Here is a 15081-nt window from a genome sequence, read left to right on the forward strand (position 1 = left end):
GTTTGCTTCCGCACATGTCATGAAAATGGGGGTAATGCCCCGGGTCAGCTGAGCGGCAGTCTGGTTTCCGGATACCGCAGGGGGGATTTGGTTGGTTGTTTCATGAAGGCCAGCACGAAAGCCACCATGCCCACACGGCCCACAATCATGTTGAACACGATGATCCATTTGCCGGCATCACTGAGTTCCGGAGTGACGTTCCATGAAAAGCCTACCGTGGCGAAAGAGCTGACTACCTCGAAAAACAGGCGTTCCAGACTCAACCGCGGTTCTGCAAAACACATGACCGTAGTCATCATACCTACCCAGGCTCCGGCCAGAATGACGGTGATGACGGCCCGTTCCACCACATTGCGGGCAATCCGGCGCTTGTGCATGACCACGTCTTTCTTGCCCTGTAAAATGCGCGCCACCTCCCCGCAGGAAACGGCAAATGCGGTGGTATGGACTCCTCCCGTGGTGGAACCGGGATTGCCTCCGATGAACATGAGAGCTCCCAGAAACAGGGCGTATGGAGCGCTGTTGAGCGCCATGTCCGAAATGTTGAATCCTGCTGTGCGGGCCGTTGCATTGAACAGGCTCTCCCACAAAATCCAGTACCACGGATCGGCAGACGTGAACAGGCTGCCGTCAATTATTTTAATCAGGAACAGGATCAGCCCGCCGCCAAGCACCAGAGCGGCGGTCATGCGTACGACCAGCCAGCTGTATGTGGACCAGTGGCGGCTGACGGTGTTCCGGGCATCCCAGCCCAGTGCGACTCTGGCCCGGCGGACGATTTCCAGATACATGGCGAATCCCAGGCTGCCGCAAAGCACCATGACCATAATGATAATCTGGCCGCCCATATTGTAGGCTACGCCCGGTGTGGCCAGGTTATCCGCAAACAGGCTGAATCCCGCATTGCAGAAACCGGAAACGGAATGGAAGACGGCGTACCACCAGAGCGTGTCTCCCTCCAGCCCCGGAACATGTCTCCAGGAAAAATAGAGGCCTATGGCTCCCAGCGCTTCCACTCCGAACGTGACGGCAATAATATTCTTGATGAACCGGTCTACCTGGGCAATGCCTTCTTCATCCAGCAGGTTGCTGATGGTTACCTTGGAACGCAGGCTCAACCCCTGGCCAACCATCAGGGAGACGAAATAAGTGAACGTCATGATGCCGAAAGCTCCCACTTGGAAAAGCACCAGCAAAATGGTCTGTCCGTAATTGGTGAAGTGTTCATGAACATTCAGGGGGACCAGCCCCGTGACGCAGACGGCGCTGGTGCTGATGAAATAGGCGTCCGTGGCGGAAAGGACGATGCCGTCCTTGGTAGCTCCCGGCGACATGAGAAGAGTTCCTCCCAGCGCAATGAAGGCAATCAGGGTAAGCAGGAAAAGAAGGGCGGGACGAATGCGCGGGAGGTGGAAGCCCCTGTTCCGGCGGGCGATGCGGAAAAAATATTCCTTGAGGTTCAGCAGAGGGGCGGCTCCGTAGCAGAGGCAGAGCGCGCGGAAAATGTTCTGAAGCTCTATTTTGGAGATAAAGGTGGAATGGAAAAAGTCGCCTGCCAGCATGACCAGAATCACCAGCCCCAGCCCCAGTTCTACCCACCGGGGGTTGCGGATGGCCCTGGCAAGCCATTTTTCCCGCAAAATGCCGATGACGCCCGTGAGCTGGCCCAGCACCAGGAAGGAGAGAATTTCGCGGAAATAGCGCAGGGAAAGCTGGTCTTCATGAATTTCCCCGAAGCCGTTCCACCACAGCAGCCACATCAATGCGGCCAGTGTGCACAGGCCGAACCCCATTTCCATGACCTCAAAACGGTTCAATAGCGGTTTTTCATTCGTCTCATTCACAAGCCTGCAATGGTGATGCCTCTGATGCTGGGGGGAGACTACTGCATACGGAAAGATTTGAGAAGCCCTTATATCGTTTCCAGGCGGCCCCGGCTGAAGGCAGGAAGGTGCCTTGGGAAAAAATTTTTTTCATGTGAAGGAAAATAGTTGCCAATCCGGCGCCGCCGTGCATAATAAGCCCCGTTCTTACCAAACCATGTGCGCTCGTGGCGGAATTGGTAGACGCGCTAGATTCAGGTTCTAGTGGGGGTTCCCCCGTGAAGGTTCGAGTCCTTTCGGGCGCACCAAACAAGGCCCTGCAAGTTAACTGCTTGCAGGGCCTTACTGGTTTTATGATGTATTCGTGCATTGGCTTTGACGCAACGCCGGAAGATTGGTGAAGGGGCTGGATAAGGATTATTGCTCCGTTGTTAAGGAACGCCTGTGGTTTTCAGGGGAGGGGGCGTTGCCTTTTTGGGAGTGGATGCCTGCGAATTGTTCATGCGCCAGCTTCATGAACATGCAGGAGGAACATTTCCTTTCAGCGGTAATGCGTTGTCTGCGCTCCTGGTCGTAAAGTTTCTCGTAGCGTTCGGCGCGTTTCATTTCCCTCCAGAGGAAGATGCCCATCACGGCTGCCACGGAGGCGCCGTTTTGAACGTATTCAAGCAGGGGATTGAGTTCTGAAGTCGCCATGCAAACAACCGCAAGGGTGTTGGCTAAAACGACACTTGTAGTAACGGCAGTCTGGGTCATGGGGCTGGAAAGGTCATGTTTCGAAACTTCTGCGCGCTTCGGAAATGCTTCCGAATTGATGGAGCTGCAAATGCGGCGGATCTGTAAAGGATTTCCATGTTCCTCCCCACTCCAGGCCGTCAATTTTTGCGTAAAGTTTGCCAAGAGTGGTGTAAAGAGGGTGATTGGGCAGGTAGTTGCGGTCCTGGAAAATTCCAAAATCCCAGGCCAGGCCGAAGTTGTGCCAGCTCTGGCCGCCGCGGGCATTCGTTACTTTAGGGCGTTGCCTGTAGAGGTCATTCTGTTCGGCATACGTGCGCGTTCCGCAGATAATTTTTGCTTCATATCCCTGGTTGACGGCTTCATTCCGGGCCAGTTTGAACCACTGCCGGGCGGCTTTTTGCGCTTCCGGAAGAAGGGTGGAGATGTTCCGTTCGGTGCGTTCGTCAAAGCATCCGGTCTCCATTTTGTACCGGTCGGCGTCCGTGCTCCAGCGTTCCGTTCCGTTCCGCGTGCCGTTGCCGGGAATGCCGTCAATGGCTCCGTGATAGTACCCGGCCAGGCGCAAGAGCCTTTGCCAGTAGAAGGTATCTTTCTGCAGGTCGGAAATGCTGTCAGCCATTGTCGTGGTTTTCCTGTTCCTTTTTCCGGTCTTTGGTGACAATGCCGATGAGGCCTGCCACCGCCATGCCTGCGGCGATAATCTGGTCGGCAAGAGCTTGTTCGATAGTGGCTCCGCAGGCTGTGGCCAGGGCAAGGAGGCCCAGCCATGTGGAACGTTCCGTCAGTCGATTGAGAATGTATTTGAACATGTGATGGTCGGTTGGTATTGAAAAGTCCCTCTGTGGGAGAAGGAGGAACCCGCCTTTCCGGGAATGCCAAAGGATGGGGAAAAGGTTTTTCCGAATCCTCTCCGCCAATGGGGAAAGGGGGGCATCAGTTCTCCGCACAAGTTGCTCTGAGGTTGCTGCCGCGATTTGCAAAGATTCCGCGGATACTTTTATTGCTTGCCCTAATCGGCAAAATCCGTCACAGGAAACGATACTTGTCTTTTATTCATGAAGATACCATAATGCGCCAACCAACGCCATTATGAATAACCGTTTAACATCGTTTATTATCCGCAGATTTCTACCATTTCTCCGGTATGAATATCTCAGGGAATTGGAAGCGTACCTCAGAAAAGAGGTAACTGGTTTTCCTACTGTAATTCCTCCTGAACCTTTTTCCGACCGCCAACAGCTGGAGGCATACCGCAGGGCTCTCGGGCAAACTATTATTTCCGGCATTTGTTACCGGATGTACGGCCTTAAAAAGGAGACGGACAGGATTTACCGTATTTTCCACCTTTTGCAAACGTGCAGTTCCGGTGAAGCTACTGCGGATTTGCGGGAATACGCCGAATCGTTGGGCGTTTCCGTCAACAGAGATTTTTCCAATGGAATTGAACTCGCCGTTCTGCATTTTCTGGACGGCAATATCAGCTTGCTCAGGCAGATTGAGGAATTGCATTCCATTAAAAAGAGGAAATCGTATCGTATTCTTCCCCCCATGAAAGATGCGCTTCCTTTTCCCATGATTACGGAGAAAGAAAGGGAGAAGGAAAAAGAAGGCTGCCGTCAATATCTGTCCCGAATTTTGTCGCAGAAGGGGATGACTGACGTATGCGTTATCAGCTGTGACCGGATTTCCTCTGATTACTGGTTTACCATCAAACGGGGGCATTATCAGGAAACCGTTGATGAGGTTGACACGTCGGCCAAAGAGATAGTCAGCAGCATACGTACTCCCGGGAATACGGACATTGTCATCTACAGGGGGAGTTCGAAATGCCTGTACATCAATTTACAGGTCAGCGCCAGAATCCAATGGATGATGCGGGCCTATGCCGTCATTGCTGGCCGCATGCTGTTCGGCTCGGATATTTGGGAATTAAGGAACCGCTACACCCTGAGCGTGTTTAATAAGAAGTCCATCGCCGACATTGAGGTGTTCAATAATATTCCGGGTCTGCGAAGGGTTGCTGTTTATAAGCTTGTCATGTCCAGGCCTCTCCATGCAAGGAAGAGGACGGAGAAAGAGGTGTTGATGAGGGGATTTACAGGCACTTACAAAAGCCTTTCCGAGCTTGGCGATGAAGACGGCCCCCTGATTGTCGTCCCCAGCGGGTTCCATGTGGACAAGGCGTTTTTTTATTTTGAGTTTGAAGAAGGAGACCCGAAAACCGTTTCTTTAACTCCCGATTCCAATGGCCTGGAATTGGAAAGCGAGCAATACAGGCTCATTGATATGTATTTTGAACAGGCCGGTTTTGACCAGTTGTACAACAGGATTCATGGAGCTTAATTACGGCAATATCCTCGATATCATTATTGAAAGCGAGAGCCTGGAGTCTCCCGATTGGATATGGAAAGCCAGGGTGGGCGGGGATTTTTATCCGGGGCACTGGGTATGCGGCTGTAAACTTGCCGGAATATCCGGTGACTATTACAACCCCGACGATATCGACAATCCTTTGAAAGTGGTGGCTCTGCCTCCGGAAGAAGAGCCTTTCTACGAGTACGGAGGGAACCCCGGGGAAGAAGACCGCAGGCGTTTTTATGTATTGAAGGAACCCTGCTGCCGGGAGCCTGTTGAGAGGAGCGAGCTTTTCGTGCATGCCCTGGTGTTCAGGAAGATTGCTTTGAATATTGCCCGTTCTTGCGGAAAGACGGAGAGGGAAATCAGCGGAACGGAGCTGATTCCGGAGTGCCTGATCAGGCTTTTTGATTTTCCCGTAACCGCCTATTTTGCTTTTGCTTTTGATGAGCGGCTTGTTTCCAGATGCCTGCGCGTCATCCGGCAGGCACAGCCGGGAAAGCCCTTTCTTCTCTTGGTGATGGGGAAGCGTTGGCGGACTGCCGCCATGGAGGCTGCAATTGTTGAGAAGTACCAAGGCATCGTTGTTTCCATTCCCGACGTCATGGTGACGACGAAAGATGGATTTGCCTGGGCGTACGGCTATTCCTGGGTGTGGCTCAGGGAGGGCATGCCTGTTCATGCGCGCACGGGGGAAAGTCTTCCAACCGGAGCCATGTGGGAGGATCTGTGGATTTCCGTGACCGATGAGCGGGAAATAGTTTTTTCCTGTTCACGGGGCGGTAGGGAAGTGAAGGAATTCATGAGGTTTTCCTATCGGGAGGAAAAACGTTTTTTCAGCAGACAACGGGCGGCTGCGGGACAGGATTCCACGAAGCCGGCTTATAAGATGCTGTTTTTGTACGTAATGAATCCGGATAAAGCCTGTTTGGACAAGGAACTTTTGAAAAGGGCCGGGATCGGGAATGAGGCGGAAGCCAGGTCGGATTTGAGAAAAGTTCTTGTGGAAAGGCTGCCCCAGCTGGCGGAAAGGGACCCGTTTGCCAAGAAAAGGGAGAAGTCAAGGCAGGGCATGTACCGCCGGTTCCAGGTAGTTCCCTGTAAATCTTATATCCGTCCTTTGGAACTGATGCTTTCGCTTGAAAGGAAGCCGGAAAGGCACAGGTAGGAGGGCAGGCGGTTATAGACCCTCCCCATGAGCGGCTAGCTGGATGAACTTATTCGTCCAGCTAGCCGCTTTCTTTTGATAAATATATGAATTTCAAATAATAATGATGATACGGATGTGGGGCATTTTTCGCTAGCTGGATAAGTCCGCACAGGGTTGGTGAATATGCACGAAAAGCAATCACCAACATTGTCGGAAACCGTGGAAAACCACGCCTTATATCTCGCTCAGCGCCTCCGATCAAAAGCAAAATCCATCGGGTTTCAGATACCTGAGGAAGAATATCTGGATGTCCTCCAACGGTTCAGAATCCGATGCTGGGAAATTTGCCGCCGTTACCGGAAAAGTGGGGGAGCCGGCATAAAAACATACCTGGGCAATGCAACCGTTTTTGAGCCGGAACGCTATTTGCGCGAGAGGAACCGGAAGAAGAGACTACTGCTGCGGGAAGCCCGTCCGCTTGAATATGAAAATGGCCGGGAAATTGACGCTGACGAGCATTCGGACTTCCTTTCCGGGCTGATGTTCCGGGAAGAATTCGAGCGGAAAATGGAATCCCTGGAGCCGCAGGAAAGGGAGCTGGTTGAGGCATTGATTTTTTTAAGAAATGGGCGGCAGATTTCCGGAAACGCGGCAAGCAATCATAGTGAAGGCAGATGAACGTTCTTTCTTTTCTGGCGCATGCCCTGTCCGGGACAGCTCCGTGAAGAGCCGTTTATTCACTTTATCAAGAACCGTAAGCATTTGAAAAACAAAATGATGAATACAGCAAAAACATGCGTGAATTCCAGTTCCCGGCCTCAGCGTTCGGAAAATTCCCTTTCCTGTCCCGTGGCAGATGCCGCGGCAGGCCCCTCCCATGAACCCCTGTTTCCTGTAGGCACGGTTACCGGAGATATCAGGAACAACGACATTGTTCTTCCCCGCCTGAACATTGTTCAAAGCGTAGGCGCCCTTTCCGGGATATTTTCCCCCGGCAGCATCATCCTTAACAGGGAAGTCGTGCTTTCCGACGGAAGCGTTCCACTGGAGCTTTCCGTGCTTTCCGCGCGCAAGCAGTTTATTGAAAAACTCCCCTTTGATTCCGTAGAGAAGCCGGCCGTCTTCAATTCTCTGGAAGAAGTAAGAGCCGCCGGCGGCACGGTCGGCAGAGAGCCGGGAAACCGGCCTTCTTTCGCTCCCGTTCTGCATGTGCAGGCACTTTTCAAGGCTCCGGAGGGCGTGGATTATCCCTTTCCCCTAGAGTACGAAGGAGAGGCTTTCGGGCTGGCTGCCTGGTCCCTGCGCGGCATGGCTTATTACCTTGCGGGGCGCGACATCCTCACGGCTTCCAGATTTGCCCTGAGGAATGAATTGTTCGCCGGCAAGTGGAAGCTGACTACCAGGCTCAGAAGGCTGGAACATAATGGCATTTTCATTCCCGCGCTGCGCAGTGCGGGCCGCAGTACACCGGAGTTCTCCTCCTTCATCAGGAGCATCGGTTAAATTTTACTCACCCTCCGCAACGAAGAGCAGTGCTCATGAGCAGTCCAATCAAGAGATTATTCGTCAACGGGTTCCCGAGCCTCTACGGAGGAGCGGGAACGGAACTTCACCACCAGATCATTGTCTGGCGCAAGATGGGCGTGGAAGTCCATCTCATCCCGTCCTGGGATTACCACGGGGAGCCTCTTTACAACGAAATGGTTTCCCTGGGCGTCATCATGCACGCCCCCGCGGACTGGTCGGCCGTCCAACCCGGCGACCCCGTGCTCGGTTTCTGCAATGCTGGCTTCCTCAACGCCTTGCCGGAAATACGCAGGCATACGAAACGCACAGTTTTCATCAACTGCATGACGTGGCTTTTCCCCAGGGAAAAGGAGGCCATGCAAAAGGGGGAAATCGCCATGTTCCTCTATCAGAATGAAGCCGTCCGCCAGGAAGCCATGCCCGTGCTGCGCAAGCTCAACGGCGACCCGCAAGTGCAGTTCCTGACCTTCAGGCCCTATTTCCATGCGGAATCCTTTCCCTTTATCCGGGAACGCGATGAGGATTTCTTCGGCTGCGGGCGCATCTCCCGCCAGGATGCCGACAAGTTCGCGGCCAACACCCTGCATATCTACGGCGCATTCGTATCCCCCGTGCAGAAGCGCGGCCTTTTCCTCGGTTTTGACAAGAGGAGCGAAGCCAAGATAGGCCGGCCCTTCGACTGGATTCGGATTGCCCGCAATCAAAGGGAAGTTTCCCAGCAGGATTTTTACAGGCACAGCCGGATCATCCTCCAGCCGTCGGATACGACGGAGAACTGGCCCCGCATCGGCTTTGAGGCGATGGCCAGCGGCAGCGTGCTCATTGTGGACAACCGGGGCGGGTGGCGGCAGATGGTGGAGCACGGCAAAACAGGATGGCTGTGCAGTAACGAAAGGGATTTCATCTACTACGCTTCCAAAATGGCCTGTGAACCGAATCTTCGCGACGACATGGCGGAGGCGGCCCGGGCGCGCGGCCTGGAGCTGGGCGGGCTGGATGTTTCCCTGGAGAGCTGGAAGGAAGTGCTGGAGGCGATGGCAAGACTCCCGGAATGAACATGGAACGGAAAACCGGCCTTATGAATAAAAAATATGTTTCCCCGTGTTTCCTGCCCGGCATGCGGCTGGGCAACATCATGTTCACGCTGGCGGCCGCCTGTGCCCACGCCCGTACCGTAGGGGTGGAGTGCCGGGTGCCCTGGGCTTACAATGACGCTTCCCTGATGCTGCGCTCCCGGCTCGGCGGCTGGGTGCTCCCTTCTACGCCGTGCGGCACCAATGAACCTCCATCCTGGCAGGAACCTTCCTTTTCCTATTGTCCGGTTCCCTCCCGCATCCGGACGGGCGGGCTTCGCGGCTACTTCCAGAGCGCGCGGTATTTTGAAGGGCAGGAAGCGTTCATCCGGGCGCTTTTCGCGCCTCTCACCGCGGAGAAGGAGCCCGGCGCCGTTGGCATTCACATCCGGCTTGGGGACTACAGGCGCCTCCGTGACAAGCACCGCATTCTGGACCCTGGTTTCCTGCGGAGGGCCGCAGGGCATTTATCATCCGGGAAGAACCGTCTGGTGCTGTTCAGCGATGAGCCGGACGAGGCGGCGGAGATGCTTGCGCGCGTGCCGGCATTCGGACGCTTTGCGCTGGAAATCGACCGCGGCGCTCCGTGCGAATCCCTCCGCCGCATGACGGCGATGGAGGAACTCGTCATGTCGTGTTCTTCCTTTTCCTGGTGGGGCGCGTGGCTGGGAAATACCCGGAAGGTCATCGTTCCGCGCGACTGGTTTGTCGGCGGTGTGGAAGACTACCGGGATATTTACCTGCCCCATTGGGTAACACTGTAATTCCGCCACGAACCCATACCCGTAAAACAATGAATACGAGAACCGTTACAAGCCTCTGGGTGGGAGGGGAACTTCCCCTGATGTCCGTTCTGTGCATCAAATCGTTCCTGGACCATGGCCATGCTTTCCAGCTTTTCAGCTACCGGAATTACGACAATATTCCCGCAGGAACGCTTGTGCGCGATGCGCGGGATATTCTCCCGGAGGAGGCGATTTTCCATGATTCCCACAATAGCCTGGCACCGTTTTCCGATTGGTTCCGCATGAAATTCCTTTCACAGGAAGGCGGCTTCTGGGTGGATATGGACGTCATCTGCCTGGGTGATGAACTTCCTGCCTCTCCTCTCTGGTTCTGCAGGGAGTGGGCGGAGGTGGTGGCCGTAGGCGCCATGGCCTTTCCTCCCGGTCATTCCGTTCCCGCAACCCTGTGCCGCCTTGCTGAGGAGCCGGCGCTCCGCGTTCCCTGGGACTCTCCGGAAGAAGTCCGGGCCAAGGAGGAACTGCTCCGCCGTGTGCCGGATGTCGCCGATCGCCGGCGCCAGGTGCCATGGGGATTTTGCGGCCCCACCGGGATGACGCGCGCGTTGCGCCACTACGGCCTGTTTGACCGGGCCGCTCCGTCTTCCCACATGTATCCGGTCCCCTGGACGAGATGGCGCGACTGCTACAACGGCAACATACGCCTTGCCGGGCCGGAATTGTCCAATGCCTGGTGCGTCCACCTCTGGGGAGAGATGGCCAGGCGGGAGCCGGACGCCTGGGAAAATATGAGCCGCAGCAGCATGGCAGGCGAGCTGCTGGACAGGCATCTGCCGGGCCACGCCTGGAAGCCTGCCCCCGGGCCGCGTAAAAAAGTGAATATCCTGGTGGGCATCTGCAGCTGCACAGGCGCGGCGAACCGCCGCAAGGCGTGCCGGGAGACCTGGCTTTCCCATCCTCAGGAGGGTGTGGAATGCAGATTTTTCCTGGGGCGGCGCACTCCTTTGCCCAATGAGCCCGATGTAGTGGCCCTTTGGGTGGAGGACGATTACAGGCACCTGCCCGCCAAGGGGCTCGCCTTTTATCAATATGCCCTGGAACATTATGACTTTGACTGGCTTTTCAAGTGCGACGACGATACCTGGCTGGCGCTTGACCGCCTGGAAAGCCTCTGCGACGGCCGCTATGACCTTGTGGGCGACATGTCCCTGGCGGACAGGGGGTTCCCCAGCGGCGGAGCGGGCTACCTGATGAGCCGGGCGCTTGTGGAGGGCATTGTGGCGCACGGCGGCCGGGTTCCCGCCGTCGGGGCGGAGGATGTCATCTTCGGCCGGCTGGCGCGGGAACTGGGCGCGCGCGTCCATGCCACGCCGCGCCTCTTCCTCAGCCATGCTCCGGCGCCCCACCGCCTGAATGACCAGGTGAGCGCCCATTGGTGCTCTCCGGGCAGGATGCACGGCATTGAGGCCCTTTTCCATGATGAGCCGGTGGCCGTTTATGACGCCGTGCATCCCCATTGGAGGGACGAACTCCTGTTTTTTGCCGGGGGCCGTTTCATGCGCGGCGCCGGCGGCTGCGCCGGGCGCTACGTCCTGCAGGACGGGCTTCTCACGCTGTTCTGGGATGACTGGGCGCCGGAAGCTCTGGAAAAAAACGGCAGCGGATTTTCCCGCGGTCCGTTCTCCCTGACCCCTGCCGCCGGCAGCCGGCAGCTTCCTTTTCCGGAGTCCGTGTCCTGACGGGCATGGCCTCCATTCCCTGTTCTTCCCATCCGTCCGCCGTGGTGCGGCACGGGGAAGGAAGATGAACCAATCCAATCGGCGCCTTTCGCGCCGCAATAAAACAACAATCATCACACCATGTATACCAACGAACAACCAAACGACGACCCCTCGTTGAACAGGGGTTCCGCCAACAAGATGAACACCAACCCCGCCGCCGGACCTCCCGGGGCGGCCAGCCAGCCTGGAGAGCCGGGCGCCGCAGCGCCCCTCCATGCCATGTCCACCCCCATCCAGCCCTACGGCGCGGATACCGTTATCTATGAAAAATCCGACAACTTCGTTCAGACGTCAGCCGGAGCCGATGTCTTCATGCCCCCCGTCAACGACACCTTCAGCGTCCCGGAAGGAGGGGCCACGGCCGTGGCCAGCCTGACGGTGGACGACTGGGGCAAGCTGACCATCTCCGGCCCGGGCGGCACGTTTGAGCTGGACCTGACCTCCGCCGTCGATGAACCCGGAAAACTGGGAGGCCACCAGGAATGGACCAAATCAGGCTCCTTTGAACTATCCGAAGGCACGTACACCCTCTCCGTCACGCACCAGAACATCGACATGCCGCACAACGAATACAACCAGTCCGTGTGCAGATACTCCGTGACGGTGACCGCGCATGGGGACTCCAGCAGCAGTTCAAGCAGTTCGGACACCCCTCCTTCCTCCCTCTCGAGCAGCTCCTCTTCGGACGTGCCGCCGGAGGAAAAGGAAATCTGCTGCCGTTGCGGTACGTGCACGGACGCGGAAGGCAACGAATACACCATTGCGGCGGAAAAACTGCCGGGTGACCCCGGCGTGGAAATCTGCATGTCCCAGGCCGAATTCCTGGCCAGGGGAGGGGCTTCGGCGCCGTCTCCCGCGGCCTTCAGCCTCCGTTCCGCGGAAAACGCCCGTGAAACGGCGGAAGCCTGCGGCGGCCTGAAATACGTGAGCCCGTGGGCCTGGCGCGTCCATCTGGACGAAACGTCCGGCCTCATCACCGTGGTGCCTCCGGTGGGCGCCGCGCTTTACTTCAACGTGCAGGCCGGTTCAGATACGGCCCTGCCTGCGGGCATCTCCCGCAAGCGCGACTTCAGGGTGCAGCTGCTGGATGAAACTCTGGCTCCTGCCTCTTCCGGTGCCCCCGCCTACCTTTCCCTGGTGGACGCGGACGGGCAGAAAATCCGCTTCTCCGCGGAAACCGGCGCCGTGGTCGCCATGACCTCCGCCTCCGGCAAAGTGCTCCTGGCGGAAGACTACTTCCGCAATGTAAACAATACGTATGATCCTGCGGGCAACCTGGTAAGCAGCTACAGCGCCGCGGAGGGGCTGATGCGCACCCGGACCGGAGCGGACGGAGAACTCGTCCTGGAATGGTACGCTCCCGCCGCCGTCACGGCTCTGGCCGACGGAACATACGAAGTAACGGGAGAACCCTATAAAACCTCCTCCTACCTGTCCTCGGAAGAAAACGGCGTGCGGACCACCGTCATCACGCGCCAGCAGCGCGGACTGCCGGCCCACACCATCACCCGTACGGAAGAACCCGGCAGAGTCAGCATCGCCAAAGGCCAGGGGGACGACACCATCATCCGCACCATTGAAACCAACCGCCTCTACGGAGGCCTCTCGGAACGCATCGAAACCGTCAGGGGCATCAACGACGCCGAGCCGGTCGCCTGCAACCGCAGCGTCAGGCAATACACGGACGGCGGCTGGCTGCTGGTAAGCGAAACGGAAGCCTTCAACACGCCGCTGGCGCGGACGACCTCCTACGAATACAACAGCCAGTACCGCGTCTCCCGCATCAACCGCCCGGACGGCGGCTACACGCGCTATGAATACGACGGCGAAGGTCGGGTCACGCTTGAGGCGGAACCCTGGGCCGGCGGCGGAGAACAGGTAACCCGGACCGAATACGCCGGCCTGCGCTTCTACGACAACCGTCCGGCGCGTGTCGCCGAATTCCGGGTGCTGTCCGACGGCACGGAAATCGAACTGACGGCCGCCGCTTACGCCTATGAGCGCTCTCCCCTCATGGAACGGGTGACCAAAACCGTGACTGCCGCCGGTTCCGGCCAGGAACAGACAAGCGTGGAAGAAACGTATGGAGAAGCCGCCGCCTATCCCTATGCCGCCGGGCAAACCAAATTCACCCGGGACATTGCCGGCGTGGAAACCTTCTATGACTATGAGGCGGCCGTGGAACACGGCGCCGCGCACAAAAAGACGGCCGTTACCAAGGTCGGCGGCGAACTGGCGGCCGGACAGAGCCGCAAGACGGAATCGTTCCTTGCCGCCAACGACACGGTGCTTGTTGAACAGGAAAGCATCTGGGATGGTGAAAACTGGCTGCTGCTCTCAAGCGGCGCCCATGAATACGATGAAGAAGGCCGCCGCACGAAAACCACGCGGGGCAACGGCCGCGTCAGCGCCACGTCCTGGATGTGCTGCGGCAAGCTCTCGGAAACGGACGAAGACGGAATCCTGACGTCGTACGGCTACAACAGCGCCCACCAGCTGGTGGAAACCATCCGTTCGGAAATCAGCGACGGAGACACGGTCATTACCCCGGAAACCATCACCACCTACACCCGGGACGCCGCCGGGCGCGCCCTGCAGACGCGTCGGGACAGGGGAGCCATGACCACGACGGAAAGCGTGGAATACGACAGGCTCGGCCGTATCGTCAGACAAACCGATGTGCTGGGCCGCGTGACGGCGACAGCCTACAGCGAAAACGGCCTGACGGAAACCGTCACGACGCCCTCCGGCGCCACCCTCGTCACCGAACGTCACCCCGACGGCTCCGTACTCCATGAATACGGCACGGGACAGCGCGAACGCTACCATGTCTATGACATCGGCGATAACTGCCTGAGGGAAACCGTTACCCTGGCCGACCAGACGACTCTCCTCTCCCGGACCCTGGTCAACGGCTTCGGACAAAGCGTCCTGCAAGTGACGCCCACGACGGCCGGGTTCCTGTATGACCATTCCGAATATAATGCACAGGGGCGCCTCATCCGCACATGGAGGGATGCGGGTACGCAGGAGGGGGCCGTCGCCATGGCGCCCACGCTCTACGAATACGACGCCTTCGGCAACATGACCAGGGAAACGCTCGCCCTGGCGGAGCAGCCCGCACCGGACAACAGCCCCATCCGGGAATATGCCTTCAGCGTGGAAAACGCGGAGGACGGCGTCTATCTGGTCACGACGCAAATACGTTATAATGCACAAGGAGAACCGTTGACCAGCGCCCGGAAGGAACTCATCTCCGAACTCTCCGGGGTTCTGGAAACAAAAACGGTCATCGTTGACGAACGCGGCTTGACTTCGGCGGAATGGACGGAGTATGCTGAAAATACGAAAAGAGCGGACGGCCTGATGCTCTCGCAGAAAAAACACGCGGGCATCACGGAGACGGCCGCCCGCGCCTATACGGCCTCGGGCATGACCCTGACCCGCACGGATGGCCGCGGCAACACAACGACGACCCGGACTGACCTGGCCGGTCGGGCCGTCAGCGTGACGGACGCCGCCGGGAATGAAACCGTGACGCAATACGACGCCTGCCACGACTTGGCCGCCGTGGTGACGGACGCGCTGGGAAATACGGTGTGCGCCAGATACGACGCCAGAGGCCGGAAAACGGCCGAATGGGGGACGGGGACGCAGCCCCTGCTCCTGGGCTATGACGAGGCCGACCGCCTGGTGAGCCTGACCACCTTCCGCGCGGCGCAGGAAGGCGACATCGCGGAGGACCCCTCCGATCGCGCGGACGGCGACACCACCACCTGGAGCTATGACGAAGCCACGGGGCTGGAAACGCGCAAAACGTATGCCGACGGAACGCACGTGGACAAAACCTGGGACGCCTTCAACAGGCTTGCCACGGAAACAAACGCCCGC

Annotated in this window: 10 protein-coding genes, 1 tRNA gene and 1 pseudogene; 8 read left to right on the top strand and 4 right to left on the bottom strand. The window is 57.6% G+C overall.

From position 1 onward, the window contains the following. Window positions 1–44: 44 nt before the first annotated feature. Window positions 45–1844: a potassium transporter TrkG gene (locus BHW66_RS02505; protein WP_128153486.1), complete on the bottom strand. Its 1800-nt coding sequence runs from the start codon at window positions 1842–1844 to the stop codon at window positions 45–47. Window positions 1845–2044: 200 nt separating this feature from the next. Here BHW66_RS02505 and BHW66_RS02510 point away from each other — a divergent pair. Beyond that, a tRNA-Leu gene (locus BHW66_RS02510) sits at window positions 2045–2131 on the top strand. 109 nt (window positions 2132–2240) lie between these two features. Here BHW66_RS02510 and BHW66_RS02515 read toward each other — a convergent pair. Genes BHW66_RS02515 through BHW66_RS02525 form a run of 3 tightly spaced genes read right to left on the bottom strand, consistent with a single transcriptional unit; the run spans window position 2241 to window position 3370 of the window. Continuing rightward, on the bottom strand, window positions 2241–2579 hold the full coding sequence (locus tag BHW66_RS02515) for a hypothetical protein (protein WP_012420174.1): 339 nt from the start codon (window positions 2577–2579) through the stop codon (window positions 2241–2243). A gap of 13 nt (window positions 2580–2592) precedes the next feature. Beyond that, window positions 2593–3180, bottom strand: a complete 588-nt coding sequence (locus BHW66_RS02520; RefSeq protein ID WP_046437635.1) for a M15 family metallopeptidase — start codon at window positions 3178–3180, stop codon at window positions 2593–2595. Next, a complete protein-coding gene (locus tag BHW66_RS02525; RefSeq protein ID WP_046437637.1) occupies window positions 3173–3370 on the bottom strand; it encodes a hypothetical protein in 198 nt (65 codons plus the stop codon). Before BHW66_RS02525 ends, BHW66_RS02520 begins: the two co-directional genes overlap by 8 nt. Window positions 3371–3857: 487 nt before the next feature. Between BHW66_RS02525 and BHW66_RS02530 the strand changes: the two genes are divergently transcribed. The 7 genes and pseudogenes from BHW66_RS02530 to BHW66_RS02560 form a co-directional block, all read left to right on the top strand. Beyond that, entirely contained in the window at window positions 3858–4904 is a 1047-nt protein-coding gene (locus BHW66_RS02530; RefSeq protein ID WP_146020587.1) for a hypothetical protein, read from the top strand. Then, on the top strand, window positions 4894–6084 hold the full coding sequence (locus BHW66_RS02535; RefSeq protein ID WP_046437640.1) for a hypothetical protein: 1191 nt from the start codon (window positions 4894–4896) through the stop codon (window positions 6082–6084). The genes BHW66_RS02530 and BHW66_RS02535 overlap by 11 nt, the downstream gene beginning before the upstream one ends. Window positions 6085–6840: 756 nt before the next feature. After that, complete coding sequence (locus tag BHW66_RS02540; RefSeq protein WP_148038569.1) at window positions 6841–7569, top strand: hypothetical protein; 729 nt, start codon at window positions 6841–6843, stop codon at window positions 7567–7569. A 35-nt stretch (window positions 7570–7604) separates the two neighbouring features. Next, a complete protein-coding gene (locus tag BHW66_RS02545; RefSeq protein WP_046437646.1) occupies window positions 7605–8648 on the top strand; it encodes a glycosyltransferase in 1044 nt (347 codons plus the stop codon). A 23-nt stretch (window positions 8649–8671) separates the two neighbouring features. Beyond that, window positions 8672–9430, top strand: coding sequence for an alpha-1,2-fucosyltransferase (locus tag BHW66_RS02550; protein ID WP_172973306.1), 759 nt, complete (start codon window positions 8672–8674; stop codon window positions 9428–9430). Between the two features lie 29 nt (window positions 9431–9459). Next, window positions 9460–11148 (top strand): hypothetical protein, encoded by a 1689-nt coding sequence (locus BHW66_RS02555; protein WP_102758980.1) that lies wholly within the window; start codon window positions 9460–9462, stop codon window positions 11146–11148. Between the two features lie 120 nt (window positions 11149–11268). Then, window positions 11269–15081, top strand: a pseudogene (locus BHW66_RS02560) (hypothetical protein); the annotation flags it as partial.

The sequence above is a fragment of the Akkermansia sp. 54_46 genome (assembly GCF_001917295.1).
GTDB lineage: Bacteria > Verrucomicrobiota > Verrucomicrobiia > Verrucomicrobiales > Akkermansiaceae > Akkermansia > Akkermansia muciniphila.